Source organism: Tolypothrix bouteillei VB521301 (assembly GCF_000760695.4).
GTDB classification, from domain to species: domain Bacteria; phylum Cyanobacteriota; class Cyanobacteriia; order Cyanobacteriales; family Nostocaceae; genus Scytonema; species Scytonema bouteillei_A.
The window spans coordinates 6,013,274-6,038,713 of sequence record NZ_JHEG04000001.1 but is presented as its reverse complement, the minus strand read 5'-3'; the positions used below and the strand labels follow the sequence as shown (position 1 = coordinate 6,038,713).

Genomic DNA, 25,440 nt, shown 5'->3' with positions numbered 1-25,440 from the left:
CAACAGCGCTTTGACAGAGCTTGCTATGTTTCCACTCTCTAAGTAGAGAGGCGCAAAAAAACCGAATTATATAACGAAGCCTAAAAACCTCTTCCCTTCTGCCCTCTGCCTTGTCATGACGACAATTTTTAATACCGACCTACTTAACCTAATTCTAACCTCACAACAAACTCACAATCTCAATCCACAATAGCTCTTGAGTTAAATCAAATACCTAATTTAGGTCACACAAAGCTAACAGGAGACACAAGATGTATTGCAACCAGTGCGAACAAACAACGAGAGGAGAAGGATGCTTCCAACGGGGCGCGTGTGGTAAAAGCCCGGAAGTAGATGCTTTACCAAAAAACTGGGTTTAAAGCCCCGTCCTTCAAGGACGGCTTTACATTATTTTATCTAGCAATATAGCAGATAAAATATGTTATAATCAGGACATGATAGTAAGAGAAGCCAAGCTAAAAAACGGAACCAAAGAGCAATACTTAGCCCTTGATGAGGCTATCAGAACAACGCAGTTTATTAGAAATAAAGCTGTACGGTTTTGGATGGACAATAAAGGAGTTAGTAAAGCTATTTTGTACAACTTATGCAAAGATTTGGCAGCAGAGTTTCCTTTCGCAAAGAAGTTAAACTCTGCTGCTAGACAAGCTAGTGCTGAACGGGCTTGGGCTGCTATCTCTACGTTTTATTCACGATGCAAAAAAGGTTCGGGGAAGAAAGGCTATCCAAAATTCAAAAAACATTGCCGCTCGGTAGAGTACAAAGTTTCGGGATGGAAGTTATCAAGTGATTGTAAATCAATCACCTTCACTGACGGCTTTGAGGCTGGAACTTTTTCTATATTTTGCAACAATGAAACTCAAGAAGACTTGCACAGATTAAAGATTAATCGGGTGCGAGTAATTAGAAAAGCAGACGGTTATTATGCTCAGTTTTGCTTTGATGCTGACCGCAAGGAAACAGGAAAATATACGGGTAACGTTGTTGGGTTAGATTTGGGGTTAAAGTTTTTCACCAAAGATCAACACGATAATGCCGTGATATATCCACAATTCTTGCGTTCGTCAGAAAAGCGATTAAAGAAAGCCCAACGCCGTCTGAGTAAGAAATTCGTCAAGGGTGCTAAACCCCAATCAAAAAACTATCACAGACAAAGGAAAAGACTGGGTAAAATCCATCTAAAAATTCAGAGGCAGCGTCAAGACTGGGCAATTAAGCAAGCTCGGTGCGTAGTCCACTCTAACGATGTGGTTGTCTATGAAGATTTAAAGATTGCCAATATGGTAAAAAATCATCAATTGGCTAAGTCCATTTCTGATGCTGGTTGGTATCAATTCACTCAATGGCTAGACTATTATGGCAAGATTTGGGACAAAGCAGTTGTGGCGGTGTCACCTAACTACACATCACAAGATTGTTCTAATTGCGGTCATAGAGTGAAAAAATCTCTCAGTACCAGAACGCATTCCTGTCCTAAGTGCAAAATTGAACTATGCCGAGATACCAATGCGGCTCTGAACATTTTGCAAAAAGGAATGAAGATACTCGGTACTGAGTGGCAACTAAACGGTACTTCTGGGCAAGAAGAATCCGCCTCTTGCGAGGGAAAGCATGGGGAGAAGACCGCCTCTACTATTGAAGGGAAACTCGATATAGCAAGTGGACTTCTGTGAACCATGAACTAGAATCACCGTGGCTTCAGCCCGGTGAGTATGTCAAAAGATTTACTACTTCATAGTTTGCGCGGATTGGGGCAAGTAGCACTTTCCGCACATGAATTGGGCATTTCCTGTCGGGAAGCCGATATTTTTGCGTGTGAAGCCCTGTTTTCTACTCTTACCAATGTTAACTTTGATAGCGATAAATTTGTTGACTATATTTATAAAAGTGTTGCTTTACGAGAAAAGATTAAATCCCAAATTCAATTAACTGGTAAATCCCAACAATGGTCTGGATTAGCTTGCTTTACGCCAGCAGAAACCAAAGAAGGCTTAACTCAACAAGGCAAAGACGCTGAATACGACTTCATCAGTCAATCTGCCATAAATACCGATATCTTCTCGCTAAAATTGACTGTTATATACGGCTTAAAAGGTATTGCAGCGTATGCGTATCATGCAGCAAGGTTAGGTCAATACAACAATAAAGTATACGCCTTCTGCCATGAAGCTCTTGCATCCCTAGATTCCCAAGATAAAACCCTAGATGACTGGGTTGCAATGGCGCTTAAATTAGGAGAAATTAACCTCCTGGCAATGGAACTCCTTGATTCAGGTAACACCCTGAGCTACGGACACCCCATTCCTACCGCAGTCCCTCTCAATGAAAAACAAGGCAAAGCTATTTTAGTATCGGGTCATGACCTCAAACACCTAGAAGAATTACTCAAACAAACCGTTGGAACTGGCATTTCTATTTACACTCATGGAGAAATGCTACCCGCCCACGGTTATCCAGGACTAAAGCAAAAATACCCCCATCTTTACGGACACTACGGTACCGCTTGGCAAAATCAGACCAAAGAATTTCCCCAATTCCCCGGTCCAATTGTTATGACAACCAACTGCCTAATGCCACCCCACGATTCATATAAAGACCGGGTTTTCACTCTCGGTCCCGTAGGCTGGTCGGGGCTTTTCCATTTAGAAACTGAAGACTTCACACCCGTTATCCAAAAAGCATTCCAACTGCCTGGATTTGCTGAAGATGGCGAACTGCGTACAGTGACCACAGGGTTTGCTCGTAACGCTGTATTAAGTGTTGCTGGAGAGGTGATAGAAGCAGTCAAACAGGGAAATATTCGCCACTTCTTCTTAGTTGGTGGTTGTGACGGAGCAAAAACGGGTCGTAATTACTACAGCACCTTTGTAGAAAAAGTACCCCAAGACTGTATCGTACTGACACTAGCCTGCGGCAAATTCCGCTTCTTTGACAAAGAGTTAGGAAGCATCAATGGTTTACCCCGATTAATGGATGTAGGTCAGTGTAATGATGCTTACTCTGCAATTCAAATAGCGCTAGCATTAGCGAACGCTTTTAATGTAGACGTGAATCAACTGCCACTATCAATGATTCTCTCTTGGTATGAGCAGAAAGCAGTGTCTATTCTACTCACCCTACTCTATCTGGGGATTCAAAACATCCGTTTGGGTCCAACTCTACCAGCATTTATTTCACCCAACGTTTTCAAGCTGCTGTCTGAGAAGTACCACCTCATGCCTACCACAACTCCAGATGCCGATCTGGCTGCTTGTCTTAGTTAAGTTATACCATTTTGGATTTTAGATTTTAGATACGTGGATTGAGAAAGTCCTACTTAGGCTGGATTTGTGCCTACTATCTGTCGCATTCTTTGTTTAAATTGGTATTATCATGGCGATCGCGACAACCCAACTGCGCTCGTCTACCAATTGTCTGGCAACAGAATGAGGTATATAGCAATTTCCAATGTCTTGAGGTACACCGAAGAAATAATTAACTGCAGCCCATAGCAGATGGACGCAGATATATCTGTACCTCAGCAGACTAGGAAATGCTACACTTGATTTTCTCTTGTTTGGACTAGTCTATTTATACACCCTGTTGAAAATACTGACATTTCACATAAATGGAGGGGTTTCACGCAACAACGAATTATTGAGGATTTCAGGCGATGTCATTAATTACCTCAATGAGATCTTCTTTAAACCAATGCTGTTTACCTTCTTGTTCGCAAAGGCTGAAACCCTGATTTTTAGGTTCATTTCCGAAAGTTTGTGGTTTACCAAAATTACAAGTCTATGAAATCATTGCTATTGTTAAGTAATGGGCTAGAGTAAAGAACACTCGCTACCCGTCCCGGATTATTTCCTGATTGCCCAATTAATCAATCCAGTGATGGCGGCGACAACTACGGCTACAAAAAATGGGGCAATGAGCGAACGCCACCCTTTTAAGTCCGCTAGGTCGGTTGTATTTTTCTTCGTGTCTACTTTAATCTCATCAACAGTTTTTTCGAGATTAGTCAGTTTTGTATCAATGTTTTTATTGTCACCCTTAACTGATTCAATGGCTACCTTAGTCTCAGTCCTAAAATCGTTAACATCTTTGTGTAGGTTGTCTAACTTCTGATTCATCTGCTTTAAAACTTCTTCTAATGAATAGGTGACTGTTATCGGTGATTGGCTCATGATGTTATCCTCAAAGTGTAAAGGTTTTGCCAGTCAAAGAATGGTGCTCATCGTTGAAAGACTAATGACGCGATTTGGTTGCAAGCTGCAAATTGAGGTGACAATAACAGGTGAGTACACAGCCCGTCAAGCGTACTCCTTCTGAATCTTAGTCTTCTTCGGCACGAGCTTTGTAATACTCCCTCATTGACTCTTTTCTACGGAAATTTCCGCACAAGTTGGCTTTATTATAATACTAGTGTACTGTATTTTCAATCTTCCCCCTTCATATCCAATACTTTTTGCCGCCATTTCTCTAAGTCCGTTTCCTCTGGTCGAAAATAGGAAATTTTGGGGTCGAGATCGCTAATCAGCTTAGCTTAAAGCTGTTGTCTTTTACTTCTCAATCACAAACGGTTAGCGATCGCTCTATCAAAGCACAGTCTCTCTCAGAACCAACCTAATAGAACTTCCATTTGATTTTTGAACTGCACGTAGGTAAGGTAATACTACAGAAAAATCTCATGTGATTGGCAATTTTCACCCAATAGGGCTTAAAATTTTTCAGCATCAGAGTCAGTTATTTGAGAAACCTAATCTCTAAAACTGGTATCCACTCTTTGCGTGATTTCTCCTCGCTTCACTGGTAGCAAGTTTTCCCTCGTGTTGGCGATAGTGACGTATAGGGGAATGTGACAATCAACGGCGGCTAAAACTAAAGCAGCAGACATAGTTTTTGTCCCGCCAGTGTAGTCAGCAATGATTTCATCTTCTGGGTTTTGTTGCTGCAAAGTGCGAATGCAGGATGAGGCATGATGGTAACATTCTGAGAGGTTATCGGGATTTTGAATCAAAATGAGGTCGCGATCGCTTTGAAAGCTTTCTCCCAATCCAACTTGTGTGGGAATATTTGGTAACTTTTCAATAACTTCGGTTCCGCGTCGGACTTCACAAGGGGTTCCTTCTCCAATCACTTGTGAGTTGCTACCATTGTCACCGTCAGAACAAAGAAAAATGACGCGATTGGGTTGCAAGCTGCGGATTGAAGTAACCATGGGTTGGAAAGAACCGCCAACGGTAACTAGCAGAATTTTCGACATGGATAGATTGATAGAGTAAATTTTTCAGATAGGTTTAGCATAACTGACATGATATTGACAGCATTATGTTGGGATTTCAAGTTTCTGTAAGGCAGATTGATAATTTTCTAAATTGTAGAACTTACGCATTGACAAAAAAAACAATAAGTGCAGAGAAAGAAAGCAGAAAAAAACAAACGATCGCTTGTTAGCAGAGGCGTAAAAAACAGATAATTTACTTGTCTTTGTTCAAGGTTCGGACGATTAGAGCAACTACTAAGCCATCAACAGCTAAATATTAGACCTGAATCCTTACTAATTATTCTCCTTTTTCAGCAAATCCACCCAGCATATATGAAACAAATTTTTCGATATAGTTTATTGAGTTTGACTGTATTAACCCTAGGATTTAAATCTGGCGCTCCCGCCCTAGCAGAAGCTAAAGTGCTGCTCAAACCAGAGGCGCTAACAGTGGTAGGAACTCGTGGAACAGATGCTCTTGAAACCAGAATATTAACCGTGCGTTCAACTGCCCCTGTTACTAACTTACGCATATATGCTTTTGATTTGTATAACACCAATCGCGAGCGCGTCTTTCCTAAAGGCTTGATTACAGTTCCTGAAACTATTGACCAAGTCAATGTCGATCGCCTACAAAACTTTCCTGTGAATTTTAAATTACAGCAAGCTCCAAGCGGTGAGTTTCAGGGTGATATCTTGCTCAGCTACCAGGGAAACGAGGTTTTGGTTCCCGTGACTGTTCGGATTAAAGACCCCTGGTATTTGCCGTTTGCCGTACTTGTATTTGGTGTGATTTTGGGAACAACTGTCTCCAGCTACAGCCGTTGGGGCAGAACAACTGATGAAATTACTGTGGACTTAGAAAGTTTGCGAACACAGTTTGAAAGCGATCGAGAAATTCCTGCCTCATTTGCATCACGCATCTCCACTCACCTAGTAGATGCTAAACTGGCGCGGGACACCAAGCAAATAGAAGCAGCTAGACAGTCAATTACGGAAGCCAGAAATGTTTGGGGGAGATGGTTTCGCCAGAGGGAAGAGTGGCTAGTGGTGTGCAAGTTGGGAACAGATTTGGAAAAAAAACTAGCAGATTTACCCCGACAGGAGTTGCACACTCGTTACATTCAGGCAATCCAGCGCGATTTGAAAGACACGCTTAGCAGAGTAGTAAACTTCGCCAATCCCAAAGAATTAGCAGAAAACATTATGCGTTTATATCAACATTACTTAAATTATATACAAGTTACTCATCAACTCATAGATTTTCAGCAACTGCTTGATGGTTTCAAGCCTAGCCAGTTAGAACCGACCGCTCGAGATACACTGCAAAACCTACAGGACAAAGCTACCAATCTCAAGCAGCAGTTGAGCAACCTTCTACCTTCAGAACAGCTCATTCAACCTGAACTACAGGTGATACAGGAGGAAATTGTTGCGGCTACTATAACTTTCCAAGAACTAAAACATAAAATTGAGGAAAGTTTAGGGTTCGACAAGGTCGGAGAATTTAAACCTGGGCAGGACAAGTTTGTAGGAGTTAATACGTCTGTTAGTCCTACTGTGGCAGTTGGGGAAACACCTGCCCCATCTGTTAATGAAGCTTCATCTTTCCTGGCTGAGGAAAATCCAATTTTAAAGGTAATTACAGCATTAATACCCAACCCGAACCAGAGGTTACAGCTCTTCTCCTTTATAGGTTATTTGACTACGATCGCTTTTCTGGCAGGTACAGGTTTTAATCAACTTTACCTGGAGCAGTCAACTTTTGGGGCTAATGGGTTGAGGGATTATTTTGCCATCCTAGCTTGGGGATTTGGTGCAGAAGCAACTTGTAGTGCTGTTACTAATGCCCTGCGAAAAACAGACGAATCTAAGCCCTAAAACTTTTTTAAGTATTTAGGACTTACGCATTGACAAATTAGACAAACAATGAAGTAAAAGAAATTAGGAAAAAACAGGCGATCGTTAATCACTCTTGGACTGGAAAGACGCATAATTTACGTCCAGAGCATATTTAGGGGTTCAAACCATTAGAGCGACTACCAAGCCATCTAGCGCCAAGTGCGATCTCAATACTTCTACGTTGTTTCTGTTGGCAGAATCAAGATATCACGGCTGTACACGTTTGGCAGATATCATGGAAGATTTGTCTCATGATAGCGTCAATAGATTTTTGCTACGTGAGCGATATGAACCCAAGGATTTATTTGATGAAGTTAGCCCAAAAATTAACTTAATCTGGTTTAATAGTGTATCTGAAAAGTTTTGGTCAGGTGAAGGTCTTTCAAAGAAGTTTCAAAAACGAAACAAAACGATATTACATTATGTATATCCCTGAGAAAGATGTACTTGACACAATTACTAAAACAGAATTTAGGGAACTTCATTCAATACATTGGGGTATTGAATGTTACCACAGGGATATTAAACAAGTGTGTGGCATTAGTCGATTTATGGTGAGCCAGCGCGTTGCGGGGGTTCCCCCCGTTGTAGCGACTGGCGAACCCGTAAGGGTGAGGACATCTGAAGCAATTAGAACTCATTTTTTTAGTGCAATTCGAGCTTTTACACAACTAGAACTAATGCGCTCCGAAGAGTTAATTGAAAATTGGTATGAAATCCAAAGGAATTTATCTCTTCAAGTAGCTCGTGACTTTATTTTAGAACACCTAACACAGAAGTTGGGCTTGACTGCATAGTATCAACTTTCTGTCAATGCGTAAGTCCTACTATTCACTCCTGTTAGCAATGAAGTTGAAGAAATGCAGAAAATTATGGTGGCAAGTATTAATAAACTTAAAACTTAGAACCACGTTCCTCTGCATCCTTCTGCCCTCTGCCTTTTCTTCGTGCCATTCCATTTCTAATGTGAGGGCAATAATGTGCAACTTCACATAGTATTACGCATTCGCTGAAAATAAAGGAATATTTTCAGCCAAAGCATCCTTAACCAATATTCCCTGTTCTCGTGCCCAGAATTGACTTAAAAAGTGAATTTGTCTTAAGCCGACAATCAGATTTAACCCAGGTACAAACAACCACCAAACTACCAAAGGTTCTTTCATTCCAGCTTGACGGTAAAGTTTGTTGACTGTTTGGTACAACTTAAACTGCACGATATAAATCCAAACGACCCCAAGTAAGGAAAACCAACCAAACCATCCCGGAACATCTGGATCGAATATCCGCAGTAATTGGGGAACAACTACCCCAAGAACAAACGGTGCTAAACAGAGCGTTCCCGACCAACCATAACCGTTATAGCGCCTTAGTTCTTCTTGAATAATCCACTTGTACCACCCGTAGTAAAGCAATAGGGTAATTCCAGAGAAGAAAATCACGCGCCACAGGGGACGGGGTTGACCCAATGGTTTATCTGACATACTGATGAAGTATTAAATCTATTTTTTTACATTTCTTAATTAAATTTATATTACTACTATTTTGTATCCGGGGGTAACACCAAGTTGAGTTCATACATCGTACTTTCTCCCCTGTCTCCCCTATCTTCCTTGTCCCCCCAGTCTCCCTTGTCCCATCAATAAGTGATGTCTTTGAATGCAACTCCGCATTACTGGTATTTTGAGGATTTCTACAGATACTCCAAACCCCCTTAGAAAGGGGGCTTGCGGTGAATTCTAAAAAAGTTGGGATTGCAGCTTAAGTTTGCTGCTGTGCGACTGGTTCTGTTAGCTTTTCTTTATCCAGGCGACGCTTTCTTGCATATAACTGGATAGTGACTGCCATAAAAATTACAAGACCAACAACACCCCAAGCAGTAATATCGGTAGGAAGATTGTTCTTGAACACCGCTAGCAGGACAATCACCACCAACATGACTGTCGGTGCTTCGTTCAACGCTCGCAGTTGCTGGCTACTCCATTTGCATTCATCCTTTGCCAGTTGCTTCATCAGGCGCTTGCAGTAATGATGGTATCCTATCAACAAAAGCACCAATCCTAATTTGACGTGCAACCAACCTTGCTTGAGAACTTCCGGTTCGGTGGTTAATAAACCAATTGCCATTGCTACCGTCAAGAACATCCCCGGATTGGTGATGATGTTGTAGAGGCGCTTTTCCATGATTTGATACTGATTTTTTAGTATCGTCCGTGCGGGTTCTGGTTCTTCGTTAGCTTCTACATGATAGATAAAAAGACGTACCAAGTAGAACAAACCAGCAAACCAAACTACTATTCCAACAATGTGAAAAGCCTTAAACCAAGAATAAGCCATGAATCTTTGTCTCCGTCAAAGGATTGTTTTGGCACAAGTTAATGATTTCGAGGTGCTATGTAGCAATCCTATCTGAATTTATGAAACTGCACTTTTTCCCCTTAAACCTCGCTTGTGCCGTTCCACTAAGAAGAATATTGTACGGAAATCAAATTGAAGGTGAGAAAATGGTCAGAAAAATTAATGATTGAGGTTTGCCATTTATCACTTGTTAAGTAAGCCGGTATTAAAAATTGTTGTCATGACAAGGCAGATGGCAGATGGCAGATGGCAGAAGGGAAAAGGTTTTTAGCTAAATTTACTTTTTGTTACATACTTCGGTTTTTTTGCGCCTTTCTACTTACAGCAAATTTCAACCTGGTGAGGTACAAAAATTACCCCCCTCTGTCCCCCCTTACCAAGGGGGGATGAAAGGGGGGTGTACCTCATGAGACTGAGAAAGGCTATATTTTTCGGGGTAGCTGTGGTGTTGGTTGGAAAATGCTTGCTGAGGCGGAGCCTCAGCATCTCCATTCTCAGGCTCCGCCTGGGAACGGGGGGTGAGGGGTGGGAACTAGAAATTTCTTATACTAATAAATCCGCGTCTTCTACTCCCTTTATAATTGAGTCCGCGCAGGCGGTGAGTCTAGTCCTGCAGGCGGGTTTCCCGCCGTAGGGAACTAGCGAACCCGGAGGGACTTCGTTTGTATAGCCGTGATTTCTAATCACTAGGGCTTATTGGGGTGATAAAAACGGATTTGGTATTATCCCTTAACGCGCACGAAGGGCAAAAGATCTTGAAGAATCGGCTCTGAATGGTGTTCTTGAGGATAGTGTCCTCCACCATTTAGTTTGATTAATTCACCTTGGGGTAGGGTATTGACAAAATTTTGTGCTATGTCTACCGATAACCAGGGGTCTGTCGTACCCCAGTGAAGTAAAACAGGCTGTTGCCATTGTGGAAAACCTGTTTCAATTTCTGCCATTGCTTTGTCTAACTGCAAATTGCGAATCGTTGCTAAAAGACTTCTTCCAGAAGCGGAACTTTTTAAATAAGGTTTGCGGTAAACGTCCAAATCTCTTTCGGGTATGACATATCGACTTCCGCCTTCTAGGGTGCGATCGACAAGTAAGGGATCTTGAGTCATCATCTCACCTGCTAGTGGCAATCCCATTTGTTGAATTTTCCAAGGTAATTTTGCCTGCTTGGTAACTGGTGCATTCAAGATGACTACATTGGCTATTTGTTCTGGATGTCGCAAAGCATATTGCAGTCCAACGGAACCTAAAAAGCCCTGCACAACAAGAGAAAATCGTTCAAGTTCTACGGCTTTGATAAATGCTTCTAGTGCATTAATAAAAGTATCGGGTGTGTAAGCAAAATCTCTTTTTTCTGGTTTGGCTGAAAAACCAAAACCAATCCAATCGGGTGCAATGGATTTGGTTCCTTGTTGTGCCAGTGCTGGCATTATATTACGCCAACTATAACTTTGTGATACTAAACCGTGTAATAACAATACGGGAAGCAAATCTGTTCTACCAACAGGTTCAGATTCACGATAAAACCACTCTAAAGATCCTGCTTGAATTTTGTTTTCTGTTATTGTCATTTTGATTTAAAATGCCTCACGCAAAGGGGCAAACTTTAAAAAAGTATGAAAATTGTACCAAAAAAAGATGAAGGATAAAAAACAGTTTATATCTGGCTTGAGCCTCCCAATATTATTGATGGAAAAAATGTTTATTATAATTTTCTTACACCCTCAATTTATTAATGGTATTTACTTCATAATTCATAATTCATAATTCATAATTTCTCAATCATCTCACGAATCGCGCAAGCAGTTGCGGGTGCAAGTAAAACGCCGTTACGGTAGTGACCTGTTGCTAACAGGACGCGATCGCATCCGGGTAACGGACCGATAACGGGTGCAGGGCGTCCTTCGGGGCGCGGGCGCAATCCCGACCACATACGGGTGACTGTGGCTGATGCTAGTTCGGGACAAAATGCGATCGCCTGTTGTTTGACGGATTCCAACAGTTCTTTGTCGGCTAGTATCTCCTGACTCTCGGTAGGAAATTCTACAGTTGCGCCGATCCAGTAATCCCCACCACCCACGGGAACGATGTGGACATCATGTCCGGTGATAACTGGTTGAAAGTTTGGATTTCCCAAAGGAGATTCCAAGCGTACTTGTAAAGCTTGTCCTAAAACCGGGCGGATATCGATCGCTTGCTTCAATTGTGCCAGTAAAGGAGATGAACCCAGCCCTGCTGCCATAACCAACCAATCGCAAGGAATTTTTCCTTCGGTTGTCGCAAGGTAATAGCCATTCCGATCGCTTCCCCTTTCCAAGGATTCTATACCCAAAACCTCAACACCGAATTGAAAAGTCACACCGTGATGGCGTGCAGCATCAACCAAAGCCAACGTCAGTGCTGTAGGATCGATTTGGCGATCGCGAGGAGAGTACACAGCGCCGATAGCTTTGTCGCTGTCAACTTGAGGACACAACTGCTTGAGTTTTTCTACATCCCAAATTTCTAAAGGGAAACCTTGAGAGTGACGAATTTCTTGCAACTTTTCCCACTCAGTTGTGTTATCCCCCAACAAGCAAAGACTGAGAATGCCTTGGCGATTAAAAAGAATTTTACGACCAGTCAGAGCTTCTAATTCAGGAACAAGGGTCTCATAACGCTCCAGGCTGGTTTGACGCATTCGCCAAGCATTGCCTTTCACTTTTTGGCTAATGATACCCATTAAAACGCCTAACGCTGCGCCTGTAGAGGCTTGAGCAGGTGGTTGGCGGTCAACAACAGTGATGTTTAGCCCTTTAACTTGGCTGAGTTCATAAGCAATTGCGGCTCCAACCACACCACAACCAACAATCAATACTTTCATCTCTTTTAGCAGTAAGAGGGGAGGAAGAGAGACAAGGGAGAGGGGGGAGACAAGGGAGAGGATTCTACCATACACTGCTTGTCCCCCTTGTCCCCTTTTCCTCGTCTACTCCTTCACCTTACCACTCCTAACTCTCCTCAGCCTGAGTACCGGGTTGAGGAACAAGTTTGAGGAATTTGTCGAGATCGCTAAAAGCGGCTTGAGAGTTGATAACAGCTTGTTGATAATTTGCGACCTCAGCAGCTTGGTCAACTTTAACCAGGTGGTCTAACAAATTTTTCACGTTCTCTCGAGCCGATTTTTGGTCTTGGGGTAGCAGATTGGATGTGATGTAATTCATCGACAACCGTGCTTCTGCCATTGGACCGTGGATAAAATTCCTAACTTTTACCCATTGTTTTGTTTGGATCAGTCTTTGCAGTTCAGCTGCGCGATCGCTAACAGCCTGAACTTCAGGGACATAAGTTTGAATTTTCTCTACCTGAGCTTGAGTGTACGTTGGAGGTGCTGTTGCGACTGAAGGACCGCCACAACTAACCAAGAATGTTGCCAACAATACAAGAACCACTGACAGAATTGAGCGATAACGCGCCATAACCTAAAGTTGTATTTTGCCTGTTTTTGCCAATTACTCAGTGACATTTTATATCGCCACGGTATCTTCTCGTTCTTGTCTGCAAGGGATTTTGCTGAAAATCCGTCAACAGTCCTTCACCTTACTCTACCAAAAGGCCAATTTTTGCTTTTCTCTTGAAAAATTTAAGTACAATTGCTTAATATATATAATTTAATTCCAAAAGTATCAGACTAAGCTTTTTGGAACTCCAGCCACAGCAATTGTCAGGAAAATCTCATGTAAAGTTGCCCGGACATAGAACTTCTTGATATTTAGTATAATATATAACATGAAATACAACAAGCCTTACTGGTGCTTATCTCTCTTCACATCTTTATAGGAGTCAACGCAACAGAGGAGTTAATTCGTGAATGCAGCTGAGATGGCAAAAAACCTTGAATTCGCCAGCAAGATTGCTACAGTCGTTAACTTGTTTAAATTTGAGTTTCCAGATGCTAGATCTGACCTCAAACCTTGGAGAAACGATCCCCAAACTAGAGAATTAATAGATCCAGATTCCATAGACATTGGCTTTCATTTTCCAGGTATTAGTAAATCCTGGCAAAGCCGCAGCATCTTAATTCAGATACGGTTTTATCATGACCCTGTTAGCAATTTACATCGTGCAATCGGGCTAGAAGTTTCAGGTTTCAACCATCTTGGCGAACAGTGGCGACTTTCTACAGTAGAAAACTGGAATTTTGTGGGTGTATCCGAACCCACCCCAGAAATTGGCGACAAACTAAAACTTTTTTGTCGCCAAGTCTTAGAAATATTTAATGGCTAATGGCTAATAGCTAATGGCTAATAGCTAATAGCTAATGGCTAATTGCACTATTAGCCCTTCGTTGTATCTCAGGAGCACAGACGCTATGTGCAAGGCACACGCTCCGCGATGCCGCAGGCTATGCCCGCCAGGGCTATACGCCAGTTGCTAGGGCGCGGGAAACCCGCCTGCAGCACTGGACTCACCGCCTGTTTTCTCTGGACTCACCATTAACCCTTCGGGTTCGCCCTTCGGGTTCGCCAGTCCCCTACGGCGGGAAACCCGCCTCCAGGGCTGGTCTCACCAGTCCCCTACGGCGGGAAACCCGCCTCCAGGGCTGGTCTCACCATTAGCCATTAGCAATTAGCCATTAGCAATTAGCAATTAGCCTTTATCCGACACATAAGTGCTAGAACGCTTGCCAAAAATTGTGTAACGATTGTCGCGAACTTGTTCGTAGATGCGATCGCCTACCCATTTGACTCCCGGTAATGCACGATAAGCATCTACAAAGATACTGCCATTGGGTAGAAGTTTTCCAATTTCTTCCGCAGCATCACTGCCTTGCCACCGTCTCTCAGGAGCGTTTGCGTCTAAAAGGATCATGCCTAGTTCACAATTGCTTGGGGTAATACCCCATTGTGAAACCTTTTGCTCGTCTTGCATGGGAATGTAACGGAACAATTTTCCTCCATCAAGGTTTTCCAGTATCTGCACGAGGGTGACACAGAGATTGCAGTTGCCGTCGTAGATTACAAAATAACTCATTAGCTCTGTAGGTGTTTGAACGCTTAGTGTGTTAATATTTTTAGCATTAAGTTTTTTTCTTTTCCATGCACCGCTTTGGGCTGTTGAAAAGGTCAAATACAAGGTAACTCGCACTCCAGCAATCGTTTCTAGGGAAAAAACGATGCCACAAGAGAAAGTCATAAGTGTGAATTTTGCTCGAGAAGATGCATATGCAAAAATTTTACCGCGATCTCCTCTTGCTTCAAGCTACGGTGCTAATTGGGAATGCATTCGTTTAGATCATCATTTGCAGCCTGCTCATGAGACGCCAGAACACAGCCCCCAACAGTATGCGATCGGTATTAGCTTGGAAAAACAGACATTCAGTGCCAAACGGACGTTGAATGGCGATATGCGATACGAACGCATTAACTATGGCGATGTTGCAGTGGTTCCAGCACACACCCATCATAAATTCACTTGGGACTCAGAGGTAGAATTTTTGGTTCTGAGCTTGGAAGAGATCATGTTTACCCGCGCTCTCTATGACTCTGTGAATTTGCACCAAATAGAAATACTACCTCATTTTGCTACCCCGGACCCATTAGTTCATCATATAGGATTGGCACTTAAGTCAGAACTAGAATCGCCAGATAAAGGTAGCCGTCTTTATATAGAATCTTTAGCAACAACTCTTTGCATTCACATTTTAAAACAGTACGCTGTTTCTTCTACAAAAATTGCTACACAATCAGAAAGTCTCTCGAATGTAAAATTACGACAAGCTATTGAGTATATCAATCAAAATTTAGAAAAAGATTTAACCTTGACTGAAATTGCTGCAGTAGCAGGCATGAGCATATACCATTTCTCAAGGTTATTCAAACAATCAACAGGTTTTTCACCCCACCAATATGTTTTAAATTCACGAATAGAAAAGTCCAAAAGATTATTGTTGAAGACTGAAGAAGCAATAGATCAAATATGCCAGCAAGTCGGTTTTCAAAGTCAGAGCCACTTTACAAATGTCTTTCGGAAAATAATAGGTACGACACCTAAAGCCTATCGAAAACAAGTGAAAATTTAATTGTAGAAAATTTTCAGTACCATAGGGTGGGATAGCCTCCCCTATGTTTGTCATGGGTAATACATCTAGAGAGAAGGGAATATCCAGAGTCTTTAGTTCTATATTTTGCAATAACTTATTAGGAATAAAGCACTAGATGAAATTAGAGACACAGTACCATGTATATCCGCGTGGGGTTTTGTAGGATGAAAACATGGAACAACCAAAAACGAGTTTCTACGTAAAAATATTTAGGAGTTCGGATGAAGTTCAAGTATATATCAGTATTAATTCTTGCTACAACAGCTACTATTATAAGTACATCTGCAATCAGGGCACAATTTCCACCAGGTCAAGGGCAAAATCCAGGAAGACAAGGTATTCTCCTTTCAGAGCAAGGACCACCAGATCTTCAGGAGCTTAATCTCAGCGAAGAGCAAAAGGATAAACTGAAAGAAGTTCGAGAACAGACGCGTGCTAAGTTTGACGAAATTCTTACAACAGAACAACGCAATACCTTAAAACAAGCTTTTGAAGCAGGTCAGAAACCGCCAGAAGCAATGGAGTCAATCGGCTTATCTGAGGAGCAAAAACAACAAATACGGGAAGCCATAGACTCAGAAAAGCAAAAAATCTCTGAGATTCTGACTTCCGAACAAAAACAACTCATACGCGATCGCATCGAGCAAATGCACAAAGATCGTCCAGAAAACCCTGGTGGATTTCCTACATAAGTCAGTGGGTGCAATCATCATCATCAATGGTTTCTAGTTGCAATGTATGCTTTCGACGACCTTATTGCAAGCACAGACAGCACTACTACGAGCCAAATACAAAGATTTTACTTTTCGTTATATACTTGGGAATTTTCTGCCTTGCTACTTAGTTATGTGCCAATTGGCGTTTCACCACGACTTTATCTGTCTCGACTTGTAAGAGGATGTTTGAAAAAGCTTCATATTGGTAATCTGATTTGAAACCGAGTATCTCCTGGGTGAGAAAACAACCGAATATCCCCTTGATGCTGTCCTACAACAATGCGATAGACAATATGTAAACCCAAACCCGTCCCCTGACCCACACCTTTAGTCGTAAAAAATGGCTCAAAAATGCGAGACTGAATCTCTTGAGGAATACCAGGTCCATTGTCTGCAATTTCTACTAACAATAAGTCATTCTCACAATTTGTACGAATCCAAATTTTAGGGCTTAGGGATTGGGATAATTTGTCACCAGCCCCCATGCTCCCTTCTTCAGTCGCTGCTACCAAAGCATCAATCGCATTATCTATCAAATTCGTCCAAACTTGATTGAGTTCATTTCCATAAGCAAAAATGCGGGGTATTTCACAATCAAACTCCCGAATAACTTCCACACAAGTTCGCTTGAGCTTGTGATTTAAGATTGTTAAAGTAGTTTCAATTCCTTCATGTAAATCTATTTCCTGAAGCGGTGCTTTATCCATGTAAGAATAATCTTTGACTGCTTCAACAAGGGTAGAAATTCGTGCAGTACATTGGTCTATTTCATCCAATAAACCAGTTTCTTGCAGCGTCACATCTATCCATGTCAACACGCTACTCAGTAACCCCTCACTGATATTTTTTCTAACATTTTCCAACCACTCAATATCTAACCCTGATGTTACAAAAGTTGGGGCAAGTTTCCAGGGATTGGTTACAGCGTGTGCTTCTAACCATTGCACGAGTTCTTCCTCTAAATCACTTTGCGCGAGCGGATCTAGTTTTGCTGCTGTTCTTGCACGGGCTACGGCATCTTTTTGCAAATCTGCAACAAAAACTTTTTGGGTGCAAGTCATTTGTTGCTGGTTGAGCTTAATTGTCAGTGGTTGCAATACCTGTCTTGTTTGACGCAATCGATCCGCAGCCCTGCGACATGCAGAAGCAGGGTTGTTCAACTCGTGAGCCAAACCAGCCGCTAACGTCCCCAGCGATACCAATCTGTCTCGATGCTGCGATATTGTCTGTACTTCCTGCAAACGTTCCGCCATTGTTCGTAGAATCGAAGTCATGACACAAGTGCAGCTAGAAAGCATTTCCCAAAATGTTTTGTTAGTCAATTGAAAAATATGACACTGGGTTACAGCGCGACCGCTAGCCCAGAAATACTCTTGTCCCATCAAAACAGGCAATTCCCCAAACAGAGTCTTTGCATCATAAATCGCTAACAAAATTTCTTGATTGCCAATTTTCTGTGTAATTTTTATTTGACCTTCAAGCAGTATAAAAACATGGTCAGCACGGTCACCCTCAGAACGGTGTAATTCACCAGGTTGCCGCCATACTTCTACTCCTTCGTCCAGCAACCATTGTAACTGTTTATCTGATAGTTTGGAAAAGAGCGGAACTTCACGTAAAGTGTTGGTATCTAACATGACTGGTCGCCGGTCGCTGTTACAAAAGGTAAACGAACCTGAAAGCAGGTATGGCCCTGCTGAGATTTAACGCTAATTTTACCGTGATGTCTGTTAACAATAATACGATAGGCAATTTCCAAACCCAAACCAGTCCCTTTCCCTACCCCTTTAGTTGTAAAAAACGGTTCAAAAATTCGGGATTGAATTGCTAGCGGAATACCGACTCCCGTGTCAATGATTTCTACCACAATACAATCCCCATCTTTACACGTGCTAATTGTCAAATCTCCTTTGCCGTTCATTGCATCTATGGCATTGTCAATCAAATTTGTCCATACTTGGTTGAGTTCACCCGCATAAACACAAATTTTTGGGAGATTGCGATCGTAATTGCGGTTAATAATGACTCCGTGTTTGAGCCGATGATGCAGGATAAGTAAAGTATTTTCAATTCCCTCATGTATATCGATTTCCTGTAAGGGTGCTCGATCCATGTAGGAATAGCCCTTAATTGCTTTGACTAACTGGGAAATACGAGTTGTGCTTTGCTCGATTTCATCAATCAGCCCGTAAGATGCTAGTGAAGCTTCGAGCCATTTCAGAACACTGCCAAGACAATCCTCAGGTATATTGTCAGCAAGGAAATCAAGCTTTTCTGTATCGAGGAAGCCATTGACCAAGGTGGGGGCGAGCTTCCACCCATTGCTAACATTATGGTCTTCCAACCAGTCTGTAATTTCGTCTTCTCTGTCGCTTTGAGTCAGGGGATCGAGTTTAGCTGCACAAGTTGCTTTTTCTGTAGCTTGACGTTGAATATCGGTAATAATTTTAATTTGCTCTTTAGAAAGTAAATTAAGTTGTAGAGATAAAGTTTGCAACTCTTGAAAGTTCTCGCGCAATTGACACGATGCTCGTCGCGCCGCCGCCCCTGGATTATTCAATTCATGAGCAAGCCCTGCTGACATTTTACCCAATGCAGCCATCTTCTCTTGTTGTCTGAGCTGTGCTTCCACATCCTGAGTGCGTCCAGCCATAGCTGTGAGAATTGTGTCAGCCACAGGCGAACATTCAGCGAGAATATGTCTGAACATATCGACTTCAATTCGTAAAACCCGACTGGGTGCGATCGCACGGGCGGTAGCTATAGAACTTGCACCGGTCAGCATTGAAATTTCACCCATGAATTCACCGGTGCGGTGAACAGCGAGCACTCTCATCTCATTTCCCACTTTCTTGACAATTTCGATTTCACCTTCTAGAACGACATGAAAGCTATAGTTGGAATCACCTTCATTAAAAAGAACATTACCTATATCGAGTTCTATTTCCGTACCGTGCTGCTTCATTTCCTCCAATGCATCATTTGGCAATTTAGGAAACAGTGTCATTTGATTGGAATCGTGCAGCATGGCAACTCCTTTATAAAAATATTTTTAATTACCAAAGTCGCTGAATTGAATAGGCATCAAAGGCTGAATCGGCACTTAAAATAGGCACTTCTTCGACAATAGATTGTGCAATTAAAAGCCTATCAAAAGGATCGCGATGGAGAAAAGGAAGAGTAACAACAACAGCAAGATGGTTGATTGAGATGTTTAGCGCAGAGAAGTCATTTAAACTGAGTTGCTGCTCTATTAATTCATGAAATGGTTGTTTTAAGCCAAGTTTACCAGTGCTTTGCTTTATCGCCATTTCCCAAATACTAGGTGTACTTAGTAGAATTTCGTTATTGTTATCATCCACTAATGTCCGTGCTGTGATACTGAGCTTCTGTTCGTCTAGAATATACCAAAGAAAGATATGAGTGTCTATTAACAGCCTCATTACATATAGTCCTTAAAACCTTCTAACGGTTCATCAAAATCATCAGATATTGTAATCAAACCTTTAGCACTTCCTGCACGACGACGCTTAACAGGCAATAATAGAGTGAGTTTGACAACTGGCTGATTGTCTTCTGTAATGACAATTTCTTCTGCACTCTTCACAGCTTCAATTAATTCCGGCAAATTTTTAGATGCTTCAGCGAGAGTTACTTCCTGCATGGCTGTTACCTCTTACTCATAAATCAATTTTGACATTGGTATTTTAGAAATGCCAAACAACTTCATTCCTAAAAAGTTTTTGTGAACCAGACGTCTTATCTCATCTGTTAACCTAATACTGGAGAATTTACAATGGCTAACTTAACATTACCACTGCGATTACCATGTTTATCATCCCAATAACGACATGTGGTTACTATATACATCAGCCCAGATTTTACCCGAATATCCGTAAACTCGATCTCAACCTAAAACTTGGAGGACTGCATAGCACGTCGAAAGGAACTTTCAAAATTCACAACACAGATATCGGGTAGCTGTTTAGCCTAGCAATCAGCCATAGTCCACTAGCGAAATGATGCCATTCGACCCTCTTTCACCGATTTAGCTATGACATAATATGTCATTTGATTGTAGCAAATAATGTATATAAGCGGAATTGCTAGCACAGTTTTAAGTAGTGCGATCGCAAGTACTACGGGAAGGAATACTACTGAGCGCATTCGCGACTCAAAACAAGTTTTCCATTAGGAAGTTGATAGATGCCTTGTGGTTCGACAATCGGATCGCCTTTCTGCCACTGACGAATCATTGAATTGTTAGATGGGCGAGTATTGCTCGGTACAGTACGCACGCTACCAGTGGAATAAAGCGATACTGAGGCATCTCTAGGACGGTTAGGCAAGCCACCAGAACCCGTAATGACAAAAGTACCTTTTTGTTGATTACTACGAGCAATGCAGCTACTTGCAATCAGGGCGTTGGTATCAATTGAATTTTCTGGTAACTCCGTCAGGCTGTTTTGGATCAAGCTTGTGTCAGGTAAGCTAATAATTCCAGATGTTGATCCACTAGCATTAATATCCACGCGATTATTGTTATTTAAAATTTCAGGATCTGTACCTTTTGGAGCAGGTTTGTAACCCGAACCGAAGAAGGCAGGAGTATTAAAGATAACGTCACCGCCTTTGCCATCACGAGCGAAGGCGAGGATGTCACTGTCATCAAAGGCGATGATAGAGTTAGCAGTTAAGGTAATATTACCACCGCCGCTTGCGCCAATAGAAACATTTGTTCTAATATCGCTGTCGCCACGAAGCCGAATGTTTTTAGCAGCGATATCAATAGTGCCACCTGTAAACTGGGTGGCAGCAGTTGAGATGGAACTGTCTTTAGATTGCAGAGTTTCACGGACATTGATAAAGATATTGCCCGCGTTTCCACGTCCGCGAGAACTAGCAACTAATTGAGTCCCATCAGTTAGAGAAAGTGAGTTGGCTGTTATTTGAATATCTCCTCCCTGACCCTCAGCGCCCTCTCCCAGGTTAGTGAAGATAGATGCATTTCTTAGGGAGATGATATCGGAGACCTGAAGAGAAATATTACCAGCCTTGCCTTGTCCAAACATATTGGCATTAAACACTGCACCGTCAAATAAAGATACTGAACCAGTTTGAAGACCTATGTTCCCTCCATTGCCAACTACTCCAGTTTCTACTCGACTAAAAATCCCACTAGCAAATCCATCGCTATCTACTCCAGCGATGGTCAACCTATTGCGAACATCAATACTCACATTTCCAGCGTTGCCACGACCACCAGTCAAGGTATCAGAGGCAGCGCGAACAGTGGTTGCCAGTTGTGCCCCATTGGTCAGGGACAGCGAATCACCTGTAATCCTGATATCACCACCGTCACCTACGGCTCCTGCATTCACAGTACTCAATACGGCGCTGCCTAATCCGCTATTTGCTGTTCCATCAAAGGAAATAGCTCCCCTTGCTGTCAGTGAAATTGTTCCCGCTTTACCTTGTCCAGAAGTACTGGAAGTTAGTTGTCCGCCATTAGTTAATGAGAGTGAGCCTGCTGTAATGTTGATGTCACCTCCATTGCCCACTACACCCCGACCTACACTCGTCCCAACTCCACTAAAGAATGCACCACTTGCCCCATCCATCGTCACTGCATCGCGAACATTGATATTTACATTCCCCGCATCTCCACGTCCTGCGGCTAAAGAACCAGAAGCTTCGTAAACGCTAGTTTGCAATTGTGCGCCGTTATTCAACAACAGCGAGCTTGCTGTAATATTGATACCGCCCCCATTGCCTACTCCTCCTGCTTCCACACTGCTGAAGATAGTCGTGTTTCTACCAGCCAGAGATACTGCTTCATCTGCTTGCACAAATACACTTCCTGCATCTCCTAAACCAAAGGTAGCGACGGATACCTGAGCGCCATCAGTTAAAGACAGCGCTCTAGCATTCAGGCGAATGTTTCCCCCCTTGCCTTCTGCACCCTTTCCCAGACTGCTAGAAATAAGGGCATTTCTCAGGGAGACAGTATCTGTAGCTTGAATAGAAAGATTACCTGCTTTGCCCTGTCCCGACATATCGGCGTTCAGTAAACCATCGTCAAATAGAGACACTGAACCAGTTTGAATATTGATGTTACCACCATTGCCAACTGCTCCAGTTTCTACACCGCTGAGTATTCCACTGCGGAGTCCATCGCTACCAACTCCAGCGATGGTCAACCTATTGCGAACATCAATACTCACATTTCCAGCATTGCCACGACCACCAGGCACACTACCAGACGAACCGCGTACAATTGTTCCCAGTTGACTCCCTTTGAAAAGGGAGAGTGACTCTGCAGCAATCCTAATATCACCACCGTCACCTACTGCTCCTGCATCCACAGTACTCAATGCGGAACTGCCTATTTCACTGCCTGGTGTACCAAAAGAAATAGCTCCCCTTGCTGTCAGCGATATTGTTCCCGCTTTGCCTTGCCCAGCACTGCTTGCAGATAATTGCGCGTCATTGGTCAATGATATTGACTCTGCCGTAATGTTAATGTTACCCCCATTGCCGACTACACCCCGCTCGACAGAGGTAAAAACTCCACTTGGGAATATGCCATTTGCCCCATCTATCGTCACTGCATCGCGAACATTGATATTTACATTCCCCGCATCTCCACGTCCTGCGGCTAAAGAACCAGAAGCTTCGTAAACGCTAGTTTGCAATTGTGCGCCGTTATTCAACAACAGCGAGCTTGCTGTAATATTGATACCGCCCCCATTGCCTACTCCTCCTGCTTCCACACTGCTGAAGATAGTCGTGTTTCTACCAGCCAGAGATACTGCTTCATCTGCTTGCACAAATACACTTCCTGCATCTCCTAAACCAAAGGTAGCGACGGATACCTGAGCGCCATCAGTTAAAGACAGCGCTCTAGCATTCAGGCGAATGTTTCCCCCCTTGCCTTCTGCACCCTTTCCCAGACTGCTAGAAATAAGGGCATTTCTCAGGGAGACAGTATCTGTAGCTTGAATAGAAAGATTACCTGCTTTGCCCTGTCCCGACATATCGGCGTTCAGTAAACCATCGTCAAATAGAGACACTGAACCAGTTTGAATATTGATGTTACCACCATTGCCAACTGCTCCAGTTTCTACACCGCTGAGTATTCCACTGCGGAGTCCATCGCTACCAACTCCAGCGATGGTCAACCTATTGCGAACATCAATACTCACATTTCCAGCATTGCCACGACCACCAGGCACACTACCAGACGAACCGCGTACAATTGTTCCCAGTTGACTCCCTTTGAAAAGGGAGAGTGACTCTGCAGCAATCCTAATATCACCACCGTCACCTACTGCTCCTGCATCCACAGTACTCAATGCGGAACTGCCTATTTCACTGCCTGGTGTACCAAAAGAAATAGCTCCCCTTGCTGTCAGCGATATTGTTCCCGCTTTGCCTTGCCCAGCACTGCTTGCAGATAATTGCGCGTCATTGGTCAATGATATTGACTCTGCCGTAATGTTAATGTTACCCCCATTGCCGACTACACCCCGCTCGACAGAGGTAAAAACTCCACTTGGGAATATGCCATTTGCCCCATCTATCGTCACTGCATCGCGAACATTGATATTTACATTCCCTGCATTTCCACGTCCTGCGGCTAAAGAACCAGAAGCTTCGTTAACGCCAGTCACCAATTGTGCGCCGTTATTCAACAACAGCGATCCTGCTGTAATGTTGATACCACCTCCATTTCCTACCCCTCCTGCTTCCACACTGCTGAAGATAGTCGTGTTTCTACCAGCCAGAGATACTGCTTCATCTGCTTGCACCAATACACTCCCTGCGTCTCCCGAACCAAAAGTAGCTGCGACTATCTGAGCGCCATCAGTTATGGAAAGCGCTCCAGATCTAACGTTGATATTACCGCCTTTGCCAACTGCTCTACTTTGTAGATTGTTAAAGATAAAACTGTTCCCTATTTTGACGGAACCTGGAACATCAAGTGTAATGTCTCCTGCACGACTATTGACTCCTCCTGAGTCTCTTCTAATGCCTGCACGTAGGAAACTGTTTTCAGAAAGCTCTAAATTCTGAGCATTGATTGTCAAACTGCCACCATTATCGGCAACAACATTAGCTTCAGCCGCGTTTGTAAGAGTTACATTCGCTCGTGCTATATTCTCAGGAAAGCTCAGGCGTAAATTGTTACCATCAACGTCTATACCTACGGTTCCATCTCCTGCTAATCCTCCTATTTCTACATGACCGCCTAAAGCATTTAACCTTCCCCTATTTAAATTCACATCACCACCTACCAGGAGTAAACTCCGACCATCTGGAACCCGTAAACCAAGTACATTTGTTCCTACTGAGTTTGAACCTGAAATTGCTGTTGACCTGTTTTCTATGGCTGCATTTTGAATTTGGTTAAACAGCAACGCAGAAGGATTGACGGACAGTAAAGGATTTTGACTGTCAACGGTTGAATTGAGAGAAAATTTGTTATCTCCAGGAAACTGAATAGCACTAGCAGTCGTGGCTACAAACGAGCCACCGACTTCTAATCGAGCGTTAGGTCCAAAAATAATCCCGTAGGGATTCATGAGAAAAAGATTGGCGGTGCCATTTGCCCGAATCGTTCCTTGAATATCAGATGGATTTCCACCTGTAACTCTAGCCAAAATATTAACAATGCCGATGTCATTGAGGAAGGAGGCAGTACGATCGCTAGGAACACTAAAGTTAGTGAAGCTATGGAAAAGATTCCTACCACCAACGGTCGTGCCTCCTGTAATTTCAAAGACATTACCGTTAACCGTAACTACAGTTCCTACAGAGGGAGGTTGGTTAGACTGAGCAAGTGTTTTCGATATAACTCCCCCGAACACACCCTCTCCCACTCCCATTAAAGTCAACAAACCCACAAGTCCCGACTGCCAAAACCAACTGAGCCAGCTTTTCGTAAACATAAGATTTCTTGACCCTATGAGGACTTTGTTGACCAAAAATATTTTAAATTAAAGAGAAAAAATAAATTCACGAGCCATTGGAATGTACAAATTTCTTTAACATGACTCTAAGTTAGAGGGTCATGATAGTGAAAAGGAATAAAGGTTCTGAAACCCACGTAGGTGGGTTTCGCTTGTATAGCCGCGACT

Annotated in this window: 20 protein-coding genes and 1 pseudogene; 8 read left to right on the top strand and 13 right to left on the bottom strand. The window is 42.7% G+C overall.

Annotated elements, in window-relative coordinates; translation table 11 throughout:
- Nucleotides 1–434: 434 nt before the first annotated feature.
- Together HC643_RS24390 and hcp are read left to right on the top strand one after the other, a co-directional pair.
- A complete protein-coding gene (locus HC643_RS24390) occupies nucleotides 435–1,673 on the top strand; it encodes an RNA-guided endonuclease InsQ/TnpB family protein (RefSeq protein WP_050045131.1) in 1,239 nt (412 codons plus the stop codon).
- Nucleotides 1,674–1,712: 39 nt separating this feature from the next.
- The gene (hcp, locus tag HC643_RS24385) at nucleotides 1,713–3,263 is read left to right on the top strand and encodes a hydroxylamine reductase (protein ID WP_082051590.1); all 1,551 of its coding nucleotides are present in this window, start codon (nucleotides 1,713–1,715) and stop codon (nucleotides 3,261–3,263) included.
- A 579-nt stretch (nucleotides 3,264–3,842) separates the two neighbouring features.
- Here the strand turns inward: hcp and HC643_RS24380 are convergent.
- Nucleotides 3,843–4,169, bottom strand: a complete 327-nt coding sequence (locus HC643_RS24380) for a hypothetical protein (protein ID WP_038086622.1) — start codon at nucleotides 4,167–4,169, stop codon at nucleotides 3,843–3,845.
- On the opposite strand from HC643_RS24380, the gene HC643_RS24375 reads away from it, so the two are divergent.
- Nucleotides 4,168–4,314, top strand: coding sequence for a hypothetical protein (locus HC643_RS24375; protein ID WP_153021549.1), 147 nt, complete (start codon nucleotides 4,168–4,170; stop codon nucleotides 4,312–4,314). The genes HC643_RS24380 and HC643_RS24375 overlap by 2 nt on opposite strands.
- 427 nt (nucleotides 4,315–4,741) lie before the next feature.
- Here the strand turns inward: HC643_RS24375 and HC643_RS24370 are convergent, their stop codons facing one another.
- On the bottom strand, nucleotides 4,742–5,248 hold the full coding sequence (locus tag HC643_RS24370; protein WP_038086618.1) for a hypothetical protein: 507 nt from the start codon (nucleotides 5,246–5,248) through the stop codon (nucleotides 4,742–4,744).
- 333 nt (nucleotides 5,249–5,581) lie between these two features.
- Here HC643_RS24370 and HC643_RS24365 point away from each other — a divergent pair, with 333 nt between their 5' ends.
- On the top strand, nucleotides 5,582–7,129 hold the full coding sequence (locus HC643_RS24365; protein ID WP_038086615.1) for a hypothetical protein: 1,548 nt from the start codon (nucleotides 5,582–5,584) through the stop codon (nucleotides 7,127–7,129).
- Nucleotides 7,130–7,277: 148 nt separating this feature from the next.
- A pseudogene (locus HC643_RS24360) lies at nucleotides 7,278–7,947 on the top strand (hypothetical protein).
- Between the two features lie 201 nt (nucleotides 7,948–8,148).
- Here the strand turns inward: HC643_RS24360 and HC643_RS24355 are convergent.
- The 5 genes from HC643_RS24355 to psbQ form a co-directional block, all read right to left on the bottom strand.
- A complete protein-coding gene (locus HC643_RS24355) occupies nucleotides 8,149–8,631 on the bottom strand; it encodes a hypothetical protein (protein WP_038086608.1) in 483 nt (160 codons plus the stop codon).
- A 277-nt stretch (nucleotides 8,632–8,908) separates the two neighbouring features.
- Nucleotides 8,909–9,484: a protoporphyrinogen oxidase HemJ gene (hemJ, locus tag HC643_RS24350; RefSeq protein WP_038086607.1), complete on the bottom strand. Its 576-nt coding sequence runs from the start codon at nucleotides 9,482–9,484 to the stop codon at nucleotides 8,909–8,911.
- A 743-nt stretch (nucleotides 9,485–10,227) separates the two neighbouring features.
- On the bottom strand, nucleotides 10,228–11,073 hold the full coding sequence (locus HC643_RS24345; RefSeq protein ID WP_038086604.1) for an alpha/beta fold hydrolase: 846 nt from the start codon (nucleotides 11,071–11,073) through the stop codon (nucleotides 10,228–10,230).
- Between the two features lie 197 nt (nucleotides 11,074–11,270).
- Nucleotides 11,271–12,365 carry an NAD(P)/FAD-dependent oxidoreductase gene (locus HC643_RS24340; RefSeq protein ID WP_038086601.1) on the bottom strand — a complete coding sequence of 365 codons (1,095 nt, stop codon included), beginning with the start codon at nucleotides 12,363–12,365 and terminating at the stop codon, nucleotides 11,271–11,273.
- Nucleotides 12,366–12,492: 127 nt separating this feature from the next.
- Nucleotides 12,493–12,960, bottom strand: a complete 468-nt coding sequence (gene psbQ, locus HC643_RS24335; RefSeq protein ID WP_038086598.1) for a photosystem II protein PsbQ — start codon at nucleotides 12,958–12,960, stop codon at nucleotides 12,493–12,495.
- 388 nt (nucleotides 12,961–13,348) lie between these two features.
- Between psbQ and HC643_RS24330 the strand changes: the two genes are divergently transcribed.
- Entirely contained in the window at nucleotides 13,349–13,768 is a 420-nt protein-coding gene (locus HC643_RS24330; RefSeq protein WP_038086595.1) for a hypothetical protein, read from the top strand.
- Nucleotides 13,769–14,131: 363 nt separating this feature from the next.
- Here HC643_RS24330 and HC643_RS24325 read toward each other — a convergent pair whose 3' ends face one another.
- Entirely contained in the window at nucleotides 14,132–14,515 is a 384-nt protein-coding gene (locus tag HC643_RS24325) for a thiol-disulfide oxidoreductase DCC family protein (protein ID WP_038081996.1), read from the bottom strand.
- A gap of 142 nt (nucleotides 14,516–14,657) precedes the next feature.
- Here HC643_RS24325 and HC643_RS24320 point away from each other — a divergent pair, with 142 nt between their 5' ends.
- Both HC643_RS24320 and HC643_RS24315 read left to right on the top strand, forming a co-directional pair.
- Nucleotides 14,658–15,563, top strand: a complete 906-nt coding sequence (locus HC643_RS24320) for an AraC family transcriptional regulator (RefSeq protein WP_038081959.1) — start codon at nucleotides 14,658–14,660, stop codon at nucleotides 15,561–15,563.
- Between the two features lie 242 nt (nucleotides 15,564–15,805).
- Nucleotides 15,806–16,276, top strand: coding sequence for a Spy/CpxP family protein refolding chaperone (locus HC643_RS24315; protein ID WP_038081957.1), 471 nt, complete (start codon nucleotides 15,806–15,808; stop codon nucleotides 16,274–16,276).
- 221 nt (nucleotides 16,277–16,497) lie between these two features.
- Here the strand turns inward: HC643_RS24315 and HC643_RS24310 are convergent, their stop codons facing one another.
- The 5 genes from HC643_RS24310 to HC643_RS24285 all read right to left on the bottom strand — a co-directional run bounded on the left by HC643_RS24310 (nucleotide 16,498) and on the right by HC643_RS24285 (nucleotide 25,251).
- Nucleotides 16,498–17,937, bottom strand: a complete 1,440-nt coding sequence (locus HC643_RS24310; RefSeq protein WP_038081954.1) for an ATP-binding protein — start codon at nucleotides 17,935–17,937, stop codon at nucleotides 16,498–16,500.
- On the bottom strand, nucleotides 17,931–19,328 hold the full coding sequence (locus tag HC643_RS24305) for an ATP-binding protein (RefSeq protein WP_038081952.1): 1,398 nt from the start codon (nucleotides 19,326–19,328) through the stop codon (nucleotides 17,931–17,933). Before HC643_RS24305 ends, HC643_RS24310 begins: the two co-directional genes overlap by 7 nt.
- A gap of 28 nt (nucleotides 19,329–19,356) precedes the next feature.
- Nucleotides 19,357–19,743: a type II toxin-antitoxin system VapC family toxin gene (locus HC643_RS24300; protein WP_038081950.1), complete on the bottom strand. Its 387-nt coding sequence runs from the start codon at nucleotides 19,741–19,743 to the stop codon at nucleotides 19,357–19,359.
- Nucleotides 19,743–19,964: a type II toxin-antitoxin system Phd/YefM family antitoxin gene (locus HC643_RS24295; RefSeq protein ID WP_038081948.1), complete on the bottom strand. Its 222-nt coding sequence runs from the start codon at nucleotides 19,962–19,964 to the stop codon at nucleotides 19,743–19,745. Before HC643_RS24295 ends, HC643_RS24300 begins: the two co-directional genes overlap by 1 nt.
- 490 nt (nucleotides 19,965–20,454) lie before the next feature.
- Complete coding sequence (locus tag HC643_RS24285) at nucleotides 20,455–25,251, bottom strand: two-partner secretion domain-containing protein (RefSeq protein WP_167844745.1); 4,797 nt, start codon at nucleotides 25,249–25,251, stop codon at nucleotides 20,455–20,457.
- Between the last annotated feature and the right edge of the window lie 189 nt (nucleotides 25,252–25,440).